Consider the following 14,197-nt stretch of genomic DNA (forward strand, 5'->3'; position numbering starts at 1 on the left):
GCGAGCAAGCTCGCTCCCACAGGGAAGGGCGGGGTTCTTAATGGGAGTGACGCGGTACTTCTGCTCCACGGCAACCTACCAGGAAGTCAAAGTCACAGCCCTGATCCGCCTGTAACACATGGTCGATGTACAGCTGACGATAACCGCCCACCAGCAATTGTTGCGGTGGTTGCAGATCGGCCATGCGCGCCGCCAGTTCGGCATCCGGAATGTCCAGGTGCAAACGGCCAGTGGCGCAATCGAGCTCGATCCAGTCGCCTTCCTTCACCGTGGCCAACGGCCCACCGGCTGCCGCTTCCGGCGCCACGTGCAAAACCACCGTGCCGTACGCCGTGCCGCTCATCCGCGCATCGGAAATGCGCACCATGTCGGTCACGCCTTGTGCCAACAGCTTGGCCGGTAGGCCCATGTTGCCGACTTCGGCCATGCCCGGATAACCCTTCGGCCCGCAGTTCTTCATCACCAGAATCGAATCTTTATCAACCTCCAGTTCCGGATCATTGATTCGCGCCTTGTACATGTCGAAGTTCTCGAACACCACTGCACGGCCGCGATGTTGCATCAGTTCGGCGCTGGCGGCGGACGGCTTGAGCACCGCACCCAGTGGCGCGAGATTACCGCGCAGCACGCAGATACCGCCGTCAGCACGGATCGGATTGTCGAGCGTGCGGATCACTTCGTCTTCGCCATAGATCGGCGCGTCCTTGGTGTTCTCGCCGATGGACTTGCCGTTGACGGTCAGGGCATTCGGATGCGGAATCAGGTTGGCTTCACCCAGGCGACGCAGCACGGCTGGCAAGCCACCGGCGTAGTAAAACTCTTCCATCAGGAAACGCCCGGACGGTTGCAGATCGACGATGGTCGGCATGCCGCGGCCGATGCGCGTCCAGTCGTCCAGATCCAGCTCGACGCCAATGCGCCCGGCGATGGCTTTCAAGTGAATCACGGCGTTGGTCGAACCGCCGATGGCAGCGTTGACGCGAATCGCGTTTTCAAAGGCTTCCTTGGTCAGGATCTTCGACAGTTTCAGATCCTCGCGAACCATCTCCACCGCCCGCATGCCGGACATGTGCGCCAGCACATAACGCCGCGCATCCACCGCTGGAATTGCCGCGTTGTGGGGCAGCGAAGTGCCCAGTGCTTCGGCCATGCACGCCATGGTCGACGCCGTGCCCATGGTGTTGCAGGTGCCCGCCGAACGCGACATGCCGCCCTCGGCCGCGAGGAAATCGTCGATGGTGATGGTGCCGGCCTTGACCTGTTCGCTGAGCTGCCAAACCACGGTGCCGGAGCCGATGTCCTTGCCCTTGTGCTTGCCGTTGAGCATCGGCCCGCCGGTGACGACGATGGCCGGGACGTCGCAACTGGCTGCGCCCATGAGCAGCGCCGGAGTGGTTTTGTCGCAACCGGTCAGCAGCACCACGCCGTCAATCGGGTTACCGCGAATCGCTTCCTCAACGTCCATGCTCGCCAGGTTGCGGGTGAGCATGGCGGTCGGGCGCAGGTTGGATTCGCCGTTGGAGAACACCGGGAATTCCACCGGGAAGCCCCCGGCCTCGATCACCCCGCGTTTGACGTGCTCCGCGATCTGGCGGAAATGCGCGTTGCACGGGGTCAATTCCGACCAGGTGTTGCAGATGCCGATGATCGGCTTGCCATGAAACTGGTGGTCGGCGATGCCCTGATTCTTCATCCAGCTGCGGTACATGAAGCCGTTCTTGTCGGCCGTGCCAAACCATTGGGCGGAGCGCAGGGTGGGTTTCTTATCAGACATGATCGATTCTCTTATTGTATGACTATAGTGTTCCAGCGATGGCCTAACATAAGCTCAAATTCGACCGTTTGGAAGTGTTGTTGGGTAATTAGTAATACTATATAGTCGTTTTCGACGGAGGGATGGCCCTGGCGGTTTTCCGTGAGAGGCGTCCCCCGAGGTTCTATAACAACAACAATCGGAGACCGATCTCATGAGCCAGGAATTGCGCCTGATTCGGCGCATCACACTGAAACTGATTCCCTTCCTGATCCTGCTGTACCTGATCGCCTATGTGGATCGCTCCGCCGTCGGCTTCGCCAAGCTGCACATGGGCGCCGACATCGGCATCGGCGATGCGGCCTATGGCCTCGGTGCCGGGCTGTTCTTCATTGGTTATTTCCTTTTTGAAATTCCCAGCAACCTGATGCTCGAACGCTTCGGCGCGCGGCGTTGGTTTGCGCGGATCATGATCACCTGGGGCGCGATCACCATCGGCATGGCCTTCGTCCAGGGCCCGCACAGCTTTTATGTCATGCGCTTTTTGCTCGGCGCGGCAGAGGCAGGGTTCTTCCCCGGCGTTCTCTATTACATCACCCAATGGTTCCCGGTGCGCCATCGCGGCAAGATCCTCGGGCTGTTCATTCTTTCGCAACCCATCGCCATGATGATCACCGGTCCCGTGTCCGGCGGTTTGCTGGGCATGGACGGCATTCTTGGTCTGCACGGCTGGCAGTGGCTGTTCATCGTCATCGGCACCCCGGCGATCCTGCTGACCTGGCCGGTGCTGCGCTGGTTGCCTGACGGCCCGCAACAGGTGAAATGGATGGATCAGGCCGAGAAAGACTGGCTAACCGGCGAGCTGAAAAAGGATCTGCAGGAATACGGCCAGACCCGTCACGGCAATCCTTTGCATGCGCTGAAAGACAAACGCGTGTTGCTGCTGGCGCTGTTCTATCTGCCGGTGACCCTGAGCATCTACGGACTCGGCTTGTGGCTGCCGACGTTGATCAAACAGTTCGGCGGCAGCGATCTGGTGACCGGTTTCGTGTCGTCGGTGCCTTACATCTTCGGGATCATCGGCCTGCTGATCATCCCGCGCAGTTCCGATCGCTTGAACGATCGCTACGGGCATTTGGCGGTGTTGTATGTGCTGGGCGCGATCGGTTTGTTCCTCAGCGCCTGGCTGTCATTGCCGGTGGCGCAACTGGCGGCGCTGTGTCTGGTGGCGTTTGCGCTGTTTTCCTGCACGGCGGTGTTCTGGACGCTGCCGGGGCGGTTCTTTGCCGGTGCGAGTGCGGCGGCGGGGATCGCGCTGATCAACTCGGTGGGCAACCTGGGCGGCTACATCGGGCCGTTCGTGATCGGGGCGCTGAAGGAACACACCGGCAATCTGGCTTCGGGGTTGTATTTCCTGTCGGGGGTGATGGTGTTTGGTTTGATTCTGACCGGCGTGGTGTATCGCGTGCTGGAGCGTAAGCACGTGTTGCCGGCTGACCAGTTTGCCGCGAGTGCCCGCGGTGCGACCAGAACCTAAAGACTGGCGCTGGCCCTTGTGGGAGCGAGCTTGCTCGCGAAGAGGCCGGCACATTGAGAATTATTGGTGACTGACACACCGTCTTCGCGAGCAAGCTCGCTCCCACAGGGATTTACGGTGATTTTGAAAGAACAGGAGAAACCTTATGCATCTGGTTCAATTCGAATTGAGTAACGGCGAACGCCGCGTCGGCGTGGTCGAAGGCGCTGTGGTGCGCGAAGTGCAGGACGCCCGCAGCGTGCGTGATCTGGCCCTGGCCGCCATCGAAGCCGGCGGCACTCTGGAGCAGCAAGTCAAAACCCTCGGCCTGGGCAGCAGCCACGACTATGCGCAATTGCTCAAAGACCTGCGCATTCTGCCGCCGCTCGATCACCCGGACCCGGCACACATGCTGGTCAGCGGCACCGGTCTGACGCATCTGGGCAGCGCCTCGGCCCGCGACAAGATGCACCAGCAGGCCGGTGACGAAACCGCGATGACCGACACCATGAAAATCTTCAAATGGGGCGTCGAGGGCGGCAAGCCGGTGGCGGGGCAGGCCGGTGTTCAGCCGGAATGGTTCTACAAGGGCGACGGCAGCATCGTCGTGCGTCCCGGCGAAGCCTTCCCGTTGCCGCCGTTTGCCGAAGACGCTGGCGAAGAGCCGGAAATGGCCGGTCTGTACATCATCGGCCACGACGGCAAGCCGTATCGCCTGGGGTTCGCCGTCGGCAACGAGTTCTCCGATCACGTCATGGAGCGCAAGAATTACCTGTACCTGGCCCACTCGAAATTGCGCAGTTGCAGTTATGGTCCGGAACTTCGCGTCGGTGAGCTACCCCAACACCTTGCAGGCACCAGTCGTATCCTGCGTGATGGCGAAGTGTTGTGGCAGAACGAGTTCCTCAGTGGCGAGGCCAACATGTGCCACAGCCTGGCGAACCTCGAATACCACCACTTCAAGTACAGCCAATTCCTGCGCCCGGGCGACGTGCACATTCACTTTTTCGGCACCGCGACCCTGTCGTTCGCCGATGGCATTCGCACCCAACCGGGTGACGTTTTCGAAATCAGCCAGGCCGAATTCGGCGCACCGCTGATCAATGGCATCGCCCCGGTTCAGGCCGTTTTCGAACCGGACAGCATCGGCACCCTTTAAGGAGATCCCATGACTCAGATTCTCGGTCACAACTACATCGGCGGTCAGCGTAGTGCTGCCGGCAACGTCAAACTGCAAAGCGTTGACGCGACGACGGGCGAACAGCTGCCTCACGATTTCATCCAGGCCACGGCCGAAGAAGTTGATGCCGCCGCCAAAGCCGCCGCTGCCGCCTACCCGGCCTATCGCAGCCTCAGCGCCGAGCGCCGCGCGCAGTTTCTCGACGCGATTGCCGATGAACTGGACGCGCTCGGTGATGATTTCGTCGCCGTTGTCTGCCGCGAAACCGCGTTGCCGGCTGGCCGTATTCAGGGCGAACGCGGTCGCACCAGCGGCCAGATGCGTCTGTTCGCCAAAGTGCTGCGCCGTGGCGATTTCTATGGGGCACGGATCGATTTGCCGTTGCCGGATCGCCAGCCATTGCCGCGCCCGGATCTGCGTCAGTACCGCATCGGCCTCGGTCCAGTTGCCGTGTTCGGCGCGAGCAATTTTCCGCTGGCGTTTTCGACTGCCGGTGGCGACACCGCATCGGCACTCGCTGCCGGTTGCCCGGTGGTGTTCAAGGCGCACAGCGGTCACATGGCCACGGCCGAACTGGTGGCTGATGCATTGATTCGTGCGGCGGAAAAAACCGAGGTGCCAGCGGGTGTGTTCAACATGATCTACGGCGGTGGCGTCGGCGAGTGGCTGGTCAAGCATCCGGCGATTCAGGCTGTGGGTTTCACCGGTTCGCTCAAGGGTGGACGGGCGCTGTGCGACATGGCCGCGGCACGCCCGCAACCGATCCCGGTATTTGCCGAGATGTCGAGCATCAACCCGGTGATCGTCTTGCCACAGGCGCTGGCCGCTCGCTCGGAAAGCGTCGCTCGCGACCTCACCGCGTCGGTCGTGCAGGGCTGCGGTCAGTTCTGCACCAATCCGGGTTTGGTCATCGGCATTCGCTCGCCTGAGTTCAACGCATTCGTGCAACAGGTGGCAGGTTTGATCGGCGACCAACCGGCGCAAACCATGCTCAATGCCGGCACCCTTGGCAGTTACGGCAACGGCTTGCAGAAGCTTCTCGCGCACCAGGGCATTGAACATCTGGCCGGTAATCCGCAGCAGGGTAATCAAGCGCAGCCGCAGCTGTTCAAAGCGGACGCCAGCCTGTTGATCAACGGCGATGAAGTGCTGCAGGAAGAAGTCTTCGGCCCAACCACGGTGATTGTCGAGGTGGCCGATCAGGCGCAACTCAGTGCCGCATTGAACGGTTTGCACGGGCAGCTCACGGCGACGATCATCGGCGAGCCGGCGGACTTCCAAGCGTTCGCGGAGTTGACGCCGCTGCTGGAACAGAAGGTCGGGCGCATCCTGCTCAACGGCTATCCGACCGGTGTCGAGGTGTGTGATTCGATAGTCCATGGCGGCCCGTACCCTGCGACGTCCGATGCCCGTGGCACTTCGGTCGGCACACTGGCCATTGATCGGTTCCTGCGTCCGGTGTGTTTCCAGAACTACCCCGACACCTTGCTGCCGGAACCGCTGAAAAACGCCAACCCGTTGCGTATCCAGCGCCTGGTGGATGGCAAGCCTTCGCGCGAAGCGTTGTAAGGCAACACCCATAACCTGTGGGAGCTGGCTTGCCAGCGATGACTGCGGCACATCCCACATTGATGTGTCAGACAGATTGCTATCGCTGGCAAGCCAGCTCCCACAGGGATCTGTATCGACAATAAGCTATCATTCGCTCTTTCCCCCCTAGAAAGACTGTTCACCATGACTGCCCAAACTCTTCTCAACGCCCTCGAACACTGCGGTATGGTCGAAATCGACGGCCTGCACGCTTTCGAATTCGCCCTCGATGAAGACGACAATCTGCACATCGAATGCATCGATGGCCGAGCGGCCAAGCATTGGGAATTCACGCCGGCGCAGGTCGCTGCAGCCACCTTCGATGATTCTCTGCAGAGCTGGTTGATCGTCGGTTATTTCAATGAGACCAAAGCTATTGGCGAACACCGCCTGGTCTGCCACGGCGACGTCGTCAGCAGTAGCGATGACGAGGATGAAACTGATGAAAATGCGTAAATTCTGGCCGTTGCTGATGGCCGGCAGCGTCGGTGCGATGGGCCTTTCCAGTGCATCCGCTGAAAGCTTTCAGCTGCTGGTCGGCTCTTACACTGCCGGCGCCAGCCAAGGCATCTATCGGATGAGCTTCGATAGCGCCACCGGTCAGATCGAAGCCAAACCACTGCAAGTGGTGAAAAGCGAAAACCCGTCGTGGCTCACTCTGTCCAAAGACCAGAAACGCTTGTTCGTGGTCAACGAAAACGGTCCGGGCCAGACCGATCCGGTCGGTCGCGTCAGCAGTTATGCGATTGATCCGAAAACCCATGCGCTGAGTTTGATCAATCAAGTCCAAAGCCTGGGCAACGAACCGACCCATTCAAGCCTCAGCCATGACGCCAGCCATTTGTTCGTCAGCAACTATTCGGTGATGGAAGATCCGGGCGGCACCCTGGCGGTGTTGCCGGTAGCGGCCGACGGCAAACTCAAACCGGTGGTGCAGATGAGCGCGCACCCGGCGAGCCGGGTCAATCCCGAGCGTCAGGCGTCGAACCATGTGCACTCAACGGTCTCTTCGCCGGACGGTCGCTACGTGTTCTCCAATGATCTGGGCGCGGACAAGGTCTTCATCTACCAGTTCGACCCGAAGGCCAACCCGGAGCTGCCGCTGACACCGGCGAAAACCGCTGCCGTGCCTATGCCGGCGGGCAGTGGTCCGCGTCACCTGCTGTTCAGCGCTGATGGCAAACACGCCTGGCTGACCATGGAAATGAGCGCTCAGGTTGCCGTGTTCGATTACAACGACGGCGTGCTGACCCAGACGCAATTGGTTGATCTGGCGGCTGGCCAGCCGACCTCGGACAAGGCTGCCGCTGCTTTGCATGCCAGCGCTGACGGTAAATTCCTCTACGTCAGCAACCGTGGCACCGCCAATCAGTTGGTCGTGTTCAGCATTGATCCGGCCACCGGCCAGCTCAAGGAACTGCAAAAACGTTCGGTGGACGGTGATCACCCGCGCGAATTCAGCCTCGACCCGAGTGGCAAATTCCTGTTGATTGCCAATCAGAAGAGCAATGAGATTGTCGTCGTCGAACGCGATGGCAAGACCGGCCTGCTCGGTAAAACCGTGCAGAAACTGCCAATGGATGCGCCCAGCGACCTCAAATTTGTAGTGCGACAATAAGCCACAGGCCCCGATTCACGGGGCCTGTCTCTATGTATTAATCGCGCTGATAACTGCTACTGTTACAAAGCATTTCAAGCGATCAACCCTCGAGCGTTAAGTTGGCTCCACAGCCCAACCGGGCAAGCAAGCCAACCGAACACGAGGGTTACCGCCATGAACTTCAATCTCTTCTCCGTCATCGCCGCTTCCGCCATCTCCGCCACCGTGGTTCTGCCAGCCAGTGCCAACGTCGAAATCAACGGCAAAAAATCCCACGCCCAGAGCTACACCCAGAAATATCTGCAACAGAGCGCCAACTTCTACGCTGCGCTGGATCACAAAGCCCAGCACTGAACACACAGACAAAACTCCCTGCAGGAGCTGCCGAAGGCTGCGATCTTTTGATCCTCAACGTCAAAAGATCGCAGCCTTCGGCAGCTCCTGCACGTTTGTGGGTGCGAAAAATCCTTGTGTCATAGGTTTTATTCAACGACGAAATAGATTGGCTTAATGATCAACGAAGCTGATGTTCACTATGGAAAACCCTGAGTGGTTGCCACAGCTTTTTTGATCGATTCTGTGGGCATCGACACATGCCCACGGGAGAACACCATGGCCAGCACAATCATCTCTTCTGCCAAATTCGGCGCCTACCTGGCCATCGGCCTTTACCTGGCGCTGGTACTGATCGTCAGCCTCTCATCGCAGATGGAACACCGCTTCGACGCACCGATTCAGGTCGCAAGTCCCGGTATTCAGTTCGAACACCGCTCGCAAAGCGCGATGGTAGACCGGGCGGAACTCGCAGGAGTCGGCGGCGCATGAAAGGCTACAGACTTTGGGTTATCGCCAGTCTCGCATTGATGACTAACGGCGCATCGTTGCTGGGCATTGGTCAAGGCTCGGTGGGAGCGCTGGCGCGGGCCATAGAGGCCAATCACAACATCGCCCACGACATCGAACGGGCGAATACGCTGGGGCTGCTGGCCGGCAATCCGCCGAGCAAGGCCGCAGCGAATTTCCTCGGGCCGTTCGAAGTGGATTGCTCGGCCCTGGGCATGTGCCAGGTTTTGGCCTGACCCCGTGGTTACTTCTTCATGATCGAGGTGAAGAGCTCGGATTCGAGGAATCGCTGAAGCCACGCCTGCAAGCGAACGTACGGCGTTTGCGCGAACCACTCCCGATCGACATGGGCGAACTGGCGTACGAACGGCAATAACGCCACATCCGCCAGGCTCGGATGATCACTCAGCAAGTAATCGCGCCCTTCAAGCAACTCTTCGAGCCTGCGCAAAAACATCTCGCCCTCGGCCCGATAAACTTCCATCGGCTGCTCGGGATAGCGCTCGGCATATTTGTAGCGGTTCAAGTGGCCCTTGAACACCTGATCATTGGCTTCGATCAACTCGGCAATCCGAGCATCACCGCCGAGCAACCAATCCTGCGGATCATTCTGTGCCAGCGCCCAGCGCATGATTTCCAGGCTTTCATCGATCACCCGACCGTCCGCATCCAGCACGGGCACCGTGCCTTTGGGCGAGATCGCGAGCATCTCGGCGGGTTTGGCCTTGAGGCTGACCTCGATAATCTCCACCGGCACGCCGCAATAACGCAGGGCCATCCGCGCGCGCATGGCGTAGGGGCAGCGGCGGAATGAATACAGCGTGTTCATTTCACCTCCAGCGTGCTCAAGCCGTTGCCCTGACGCAGCACTTGAATCTGTACCGGGATCCGCTCGTGCATTTCCTGCACGTGAGAAATCACCGCGACCTTGCGGCCCTGCGCCTGCAAGCCGTCGAGGGCATCCATCGCCAGTTGCAGGGATTCCGGATCAAGGCTGCCAAAGCCTTCGTCGATAAACAGTGATTCGATTTTCAGCGTGCTCGACGCCATCGAGGCCAGGCCCAGCGCAAGGGCCAGCGACACCAGGAACGTCTCGCCGCCGGACAACGAATGCACCGAACGCAATTCGTCGCCCATCTCCGTGTCCATCACCAGCAGGCCAAGCATGCTGCCACCGCGTTTCAGGCGATAGCGTTTGACCAGTTGGCGCAACTGCACGTTGGCGTGGTGCACGAGCAAATCGAGGTTGTAGGCCTGGGCGATCTTGCGGAAAGTGTCGCCCGTCGCCGAACCAATCAGCGCACTCAGACGTGCCCAGCGCTGGTACTCGGCGTAGGCGTCGGCGATTTGCTGCGCCAGTGCCTGATTGGCGTTCTGCCGGCGCTGGTCTTCAGCCTGCTCGGCGCGCAATTCAGCGCAGTGCTGCTCGCTGACGTTGAACTGGTTCTGCAGATCAACAAGGGCGCTGGCGAGTTGTTCGGCATCGAGATCGCCGTTGTGCTGGGCCTGATGATCGAGCAAGCGCTGATCGCGTTCCTGCAACAGCACGTTGGCCTGTTCGATGGCTTTTTCGTTGCGCTGCAAGTGTTGGCGCAATTCAGTCAGTTGCGCGTCATCGACCCGCAACAGGTCTTCGAGACCGCCGTCGTCCAGCTCGGGATGGCGGGCGCGCCAGTCGGCAATCTTGCCGGTGAGATCCTTGTCTTCACTTTCCAGCGCTTGTAAACGTTCACGCCGGGCCTTGAGTTCGGCGGCGATCTGCACCAGTTGCGTGCTGATATTTTGCAGCTCTTGAGCCGTGCCGGTTTCGGCGTTGCGAGCCTGTTCAACGGCGTGTTCGAGTTGCTGCTGCCAGTGCTCGGCGCTGCTGTGCTCACCGAGCAGTTGCGTGAGCTTTTGCTGGCAAGCCTGTTGTTGCTCGGCCAGCGCATTGAATTGCTGCTCGGCGGCTTGCGATTGCTGCAGGCGGGTCTGCTGGCGGTCCTGTTCTTTCTCCAGCGTTTGCTGACGTTGTTGCTGCTCGGCCAGTTCTTCCTTCTGCTGCTCGACTTGCGCCAGGCGCTCGGCAATCTGCTGGTCGAGCTGCATGAACGTCGCGGCCGGTTCCAGGCGCAAGGCTTGAAGCGTGTCCGCCGGCAGCAGGCTGCCAAACGCGGTGAGTTCTTCATCAAGGCGCTGGCGATCGCTGCTCAACTCGCGCTGCTGGTTACTCAAGTGCTGCGCCGCTTGCTGATGCGCGGTTTCGGCCTGCCGCAATTGTTGGGTCAGGCGCGCGGCATCCTGTTGCAGGGTGAGCAGGGCGCCTTGGCGTTGTTCGTCCTGAGCGATGCTCTGATTCAATTGCTCGTTTTGGCGGGTGAGCCAGGCGTCGCGTTTATCGGCGTCCTGATTATGCAACTGCGCGGACAGCGGATGAGCGTCGAGGCTCGGCGCCAGCGCCTGTTGCTGAGCGGCCAATTGTTCCTGTTGTTGCAGCAGCTCTTTTTGCTGAGCAATGACACCACCGACCTCAGCGCGCAGTTCAACCAGCTTTTCCTTGAGCTGATCGACCACTTGCTGGGCGTTGGCCTGTTCGCTTTCATCGTGGCGACCAAGGCTTTGCAGCAACGCTTCGGGCTGATGATACGGGTGCTCGTTGCTGCCGCAGACCGGGCAGGGCTGATCGTCCTGCAACTGCGCGCGCAGCTCTTCGACACTGGCACTGCGGGCCAGACGCTGACGCTCCAGCAGTTCGCGGGTGACATTGAGGGTTTGTTCGGCGACGGTCAGTTCGGCCTTGGTTTTTACGCCGTCCTGGGTCAGCCGCTCACGCTCCTGTTGGGCGCTGAGCTGGCGTTGTTGCAGCTCGCTGCTGCGCTTGTGCAGATCCTGTTGGCTGGCCCACAGGCGCGACAGGTCTTCAAAGGCGCGCAGTTGCTTGCGATTGTCCTGCAACAGATTGCCGAGGATGCCGATCTGCTCGGCGACGGCATCGGGTTCGGCACCGGCCTCCTTGAACAGCACTTCGAGCTGCTGCTTTTGTGCGGCGAATGCTTCAGCGTTGCGCGTGGCGCTCTCTTCGAGCGAGGCCAGTTCGGCCTGACCTTTGTTCAAACGGTTGCCGATCAGCATCAGCTGTTGCAGGCGATCGCGATAGGCATTCCACGCATCGCTCAATGGCGCCAGGTGCGCGCTTTTCTCAAGTCCGGCGGCGATGTGTTGCAGGCGTTCAGCGACCTGGCCCTGCTTTTCCAGCAAGGCTTGTATGTCACTCTGGCCTTGTGTGCAGGCGTGCTGTGCACGCTGTTTGGCATCGGCGCTGCTGGCTGCTTCTTTGGCCAGACGGGTGAGGGTGCTTTGTTCTTCAAACGCCTGACGCAACAGCGGGGCATTCTCGCTTTGGCGCTGTTGTGCCTCGCTCAGGGCGACTTTCGCCGCCGCCAGGTTTTGCTCCAGCAGCGTCTGCTGCTTGCCCAGTTCTGCGTGTTGCTGGGTATGCGCGGCAATCTGTGCCGCCAGCGGTGTCAGCAGCGCATCCAGGTCGGTTTTACGCGCGAACTGGTGGCGTTGCGGGCCGAGTTGCTCCAGGCGCGTCAGTTTCACGCGCTCGCCGGCCAGACTTTCCCATTGTTGTTGCGCGCCGTGCAGTTGCTCGGTCGCGGCTTGCTGCGATTCCTGCAACAGGCGCAACTCCTTGAGCCAGCCGTGCTGCTGTTCAAGCTGCTTGAGCTGCGTCTGCTGCAGCTTCAGCTGTTGTTGCGCGGCATTGAAACGCTCATCCAGTTCCGCCCGGGCTTCGGGCGCAAGCGGGGTGACGCCGGTGGCCTGATCCTGCAACAGCTTGTGCGCTTCGCGGGCCTCCTTGGTCTTGTCGAAGGCGCGGCGCCCGAGCTGGGTGTACAGCGCGGTGTCGGTGAGTTTTTCCAGCAGTTCGCTGCGATCGTTGTCGTCAGCCTTGAGGAAGGCACTGAACTCGCTCTGGGCCAGCAGCACGGCGCGGGTGAACTGTTCGAAATTCAGGCCCAGCGCGGCTTCCAGTTGAGTCTTGTATTCACCTTTCTGGCTGGCGAGCAGTTGATCCTGATCGATGTCGCGCAGGCTCTGCCGACTGGCCTGTAACTTCCCGCCAGCCTTTTCCCGTGCACGATTGGCTTCCCAGCGCGCGCGATAACGACGGCCATCTATACCGACAAAATCCACCTCGGCGTAGCCTTCACCGGTGCCGCGACGCAGCAACGTGCGCGGGTCGCCGGTGGCGATTTCGCCGTCGGCATCCGGGACTTTGGCGTCACGGCCGGTGTTGTTCAAACGCGGCACGGCGCCGAACAGCGCCAGGCACAAGGCATCAAGCAGGGTACTTTTACCAGCGCCGGTCGGGCCGGTGATCGCGAACAGACCCGCGCTGGCCAGCGGCTCGGCGGTGAAGTCGATTTCAAACGGCCCGGCCAGCGAGGCGAGGTTCTTCAAACGAATGGCGAGAATCTTCATGGCTGCTCGCCCTCCATTTGCACGTCTTGCAACAGTTCGGCGAAGTCCTTGAGCGTTTGCTCATCGACCTCGCTGCCGTAGTTGTCGAGCCACGCGCGGCTGAACAATTCCTGGGGCGTGAGTTGGTCAAGTTCGATCAACGCGGTGCCGTCCTCCACGCCATCGGCACCCCGGTTGCCGGCGTATTCGGCGGCGATGCGCACCAGACGCACGGCTTTGCCTTGCAGGGCGGTTTCCACCTGATGGCGCAGATCCGGTTGCGGCTCGTCGAGGCGCACGCGCACTTCCAGCCAGGGTTGGCGCTGGGTTTCAGCCAGCAGATCGACGTTCGGCAAGTCCGCCAGTTGCAGCAGAATCTCGGCCAAAGGTGCCGGGCCGATGCGCTGCAAGTTGACGGCGCGGGGGATCAGTTTCGGTTCGACGCTGACCAGCGTTTCGCCGTCGAGGGTGACGTCGAGAATCTGGTGCTGATAACCGATCTCCGAGAACGACAACGGAATCGGCGAGCCGCTGTAGCGAATGCGCTCCTCACCGTTGACCTTCTGCGGTTTGTGCAAGTGGCCGAGGGCGACGTAGCTGATGCTCGGCCCGAACAGACTGGCGGGCAGGGCTTCGGCGTTACCGATAATCAGGCTGCGCTCGGAATCCTCTGAAACGGAGCCGCCGGCCATGTGTGCGTGGCTGATGGCGATCAATGCCTGACCGGGTTGGCGCTTGGCGTTGGCCGCTTCGATCAGCCATTCATGCACTTGGCCAATGCCACGCAAATAGTTGTCACCCAAGTGCGCGCCAGTCACTTCGGCCGGACGCAGGAACGGCAACGCCAGGCACCACGCGGCGATTTCGCCTTGGGCATTCGGCAGCGGCAGCAACAGACGTTCGGCATCGAGTTGGCCATCGTCCAGCCACAGCACGCGACCCAGTGCGTGGGTGCGCAAACGGCGCATCAACGGCGCGGGCAGTTCGATCCGCGAGCCGGAATCGTGGTTGCCGGCGATCATCACGATGGTCAGCAACGGTTGCTGCTCGTGGGCGCTGACGATGAAGTCGTAAAGGCGTTCCTGGGCTTTGACCGGCGGATTGACCGTGTCAAAGATGTCACCGGCAATCAACAGCACATCCGGCTGTGCCAGTTTCAGCTGGCGCAGCAGCCATTCGAGGAAGCACGCATGCTCGAAATCGCGCTCCTGGCCGTGCAGGTTTTGCCCAAGGTGCCAGTCGGAGGTGTGAAACAGACGCAAGGTGGAC

12 protein-coding genes are annotated in these 14,197 nt (G+C 60.6%); 8 read left to right on the top strand and 4 right to left on the bottom strand.

What is annotated here, in order from left to right:
- Nucleotides 1–37: 37 nt before the first annotated feature.
- A complete protein-coding gene (locus tag AB4P91_RS17070) occupies nt 38–1,774 on the bottom strand; it encodes an IlvD/Edd family dehydratase (RefSeq protein WP_395603265.1) in 1,737 nt (578 codons plus the stop codon).
- A 193-nt stretch (nt 1,775–1,967) separates the two neighbouring features.
- On the opposite strand from AB4P91_RS17070, the gene AB4P91_RS17075 reads away from it, so the two are divergent.
- From AB4P91_RS17075 to AB4P91_RS17110, 8 genes are all read left to right on the top strand, one after another.
- Complete coding sequence (locus tag AB4P91_RS17075; protein ID WP_150592135.1) at nt 1,968–3,290, top strand: MFS transporter; 1,323 nt, start codon at nt 1,968–1,970, stop codon at nt 3,288–3,290.
- Nucleotides 3,291–3,435: 145 nt separating this feature from the next.
- On the top strand, nt 3,436–4,428 hold the full coding sequence (gene araD1, locus AB4P91_RS17080) for an AraD1 family protein (RefSeq protein WP_395603266.1): 993 nt from the start codon (nt 3,436–3,438) through the stop codon (nt 4,426–4,428).
- Nucleotides 4,429–4,437: 9 nt separating this feature from the next.
- Nucleotides 4,438–6,018: an aldehyde dehydrogenase (NADP(+)) gene (locus AB4P91_RS17085; RefSeq protein ID WP_395603267.1), complete on the top strand. Its 1,581-nt coding sequence runs from the start codon at nt 4,438–4,440 to the stop codon at nt 6,016–6,018.
- A 165-nt stretch (nt 6,019–6,183) separates the two neighbouring features.
- A complete protein-coding gene (locus AB4P91_RS17090; RefSeq protein ID WP_038368119.1) occupies nt 6,184–6,495 on the top strand; it encodes a DUF5629 family protein in 312 nt (103 codons plus the stop codon).
- Nucleotides 6,482–7,657 (top strand): lactonase family protein, encoded by a 1,176-nt coding sequence (locus AB4P91_RS17095; protein ID WP_150592132.1) that lies wholly within the window; start codon nt 6,482–6,484, stop codon nt 7,655–7,657. The genes AB4P91_RS17090 and AB4P91_RS17095 overlap by 14 nt, the downstream gene beginning before the upstream one ends.
- Before the next feature lie 156 nt (nt 7,658–7,813).
- Complete coding sequence (locus AB4P91_RS17100; protein WP_042559499.1) at nt 7,814–7,993, top strand: hypothetical protein; 180 nt, start codon at nt 7,814–7,816, stop codon at nt 7,991–7,993.
- A gap of 258 nt (nt 7,994–8,251) precedes the next feature.
- Nucleotides 8,252–8,464, top strand: a complete 213-nt coding sequence (locus tag AB4P91_RS17105; RefSeq protein ID WP_150592131.1) for a hypothetical protein — start codon at nt 8,252–8,254, stop codon at nt 8,462–8,464.
- Nucleotides 8,461–8,718: a hypothetical protein gene (locus AB4P91_RS17110; RefSeq protein WP_042559497.1), complete on the top strand. Its 258-nt coding sequence runs from the start codon at nt 8,461–8,463 to the stop codon at nt 8,716–8,718. The genes AB4P91_RS17105 and AB4P91_RS17110 overlap by 4 nt, the downstream gene beginning before the upstream one ends.
- A gap of 8 nt (nt 8,719–8,726) precedes the next feature.
- Here AB4P91_RS17110 and AB4P91_RS17115 read toward each other — a convergent pair whose 3' ends face one another.
- The 3 genes from AB4P91_RS17115 to AB4P91_RS17125 are packed head-to-tail and all read right to left on the bottom strand — an operon-like array spanning nt 8,727 to nt 14,190.
- A complete protein-coding gene (locus AB4P91_RS17115; protein WP_395603268.1) occupies nt 8,727–9,311 on the bottom strand; it encodes a glutathione S-transferase in 585 nt (194 codons plus the stop codon).
- Entirely contained in the window at nt 9,308–12,949 is a 3,642-nt protein-coding gene (locus tag AB4P91_RS17120; RefSeq protein ID WP_395603269.1) for an AAA family ATPase, read from the bottom strand. Before AB4P91_RS17120 ends, AB4P91_RS17115 begins: the two co-directional genes overlap by 4 nt.
- Nucleotides 12,946–14,190, bottom strand: coding sequence for an exonuclease SbcCD subunit D C-terminal domain-containing protein (locus AB4P91_RS17125; protein WP_395603270.1), 1,245 nt, complete (start codon nt 14,188–14,190; stop codon nt 12,946–12,948). The genes AB4P91_RS17120 and AB4P91_RS17125 overlap by 4 nt, the downstream gene beginning before the upstream one ends.
- Nucleotides 14,191–14,197: the final 7 nt, after the last annotated feature.

It is taken from the genome of Pseudomonas sp. B21128, assembly GCF_044218865.1.
Classification (GTDB): Bacteria; Pseudomonadota; Gammaproteobacteria; order Pseudomonadales; family Pseudomonadaceae; genus Aquipseudomonas; species Aquipseudomonas iridis.

Coding starts and splice junctions, on each gene's coding strand:
- AB4P91_RS17070 (WP_395603265.1), bottom strand. CDS start 1,774: ATGTCTGATAAGAAACCCACCCTGCGCTCCGCCCAATGGTTTGGCACG.
- AB4P91_RS17075 (WP_150592135.1), top strand. CDS start 1,968: ATGAGCCAGGAATTGCGCCTGATTCGGCGCATCACACTGAAACTGATT.
- araD1 (WP_395603266.1), top strand. CDS start 3,436: ATGCATCTGGTTCAATTCGAATTGAGTAACGGCGAACGCCGCGTCGGC.
- AB4P91_RS17085 (WP_395603267.1), top strand. CDS start 4,438: ATGACTCAGATTCTCGGTCACAACTACATCGGCGGTCAGCGTAGTGCT.
- AB4P91_RS17090 (WP_038368119.1), top strand. CDS start 6,184: ATGACTGCCCAAACTCTTCTCAACGCCCTCGAACACTGCGGTATGGTC.
- AB4P91_RS17095 (WP_150592132.1), top strand. CDS start 6,482: ATGAAAATGCGTAAATTCTGGCCGTTGCTGATGGCCGGCAGCGTCGGT.
- AB4P91_RS17100 (WP_042559499.1), top strand. CDS start 7,814: ATGAACTTCAATCTCTTCTCCGTCATCGCCGCTTCCGCCATCTCCGCC.
- AB4P91_RS17105 (WP_150592131.1), top strand. CDS start 8,252: ATGGCCAGCACAATCATCTCTTCTGCCAAATTCGGCGCCTACCTGGCC.
- AB4P91_RS17110 (WP_042559497.1), top strand. CDS start 8,461: ATGAAAGGCTACAGACTTTGGGTTATCGCCAGTCTCGCATTGATGACT.
- AB4P91_RS17115 (WP_395603268.1), bottom strand. CDS start 9,311: ATGAACACGCTGTATTCATTCCGCCGCTGCCCCTACGCCATGCGCGCG.
- AB4P91_RS17120 (WP_395603269.1), bottom strand. CDS start 12,949: ATGAAGATTCTCGCCATTCGTTTGAAGAACCTCGCCTCGCTGGCCGGG.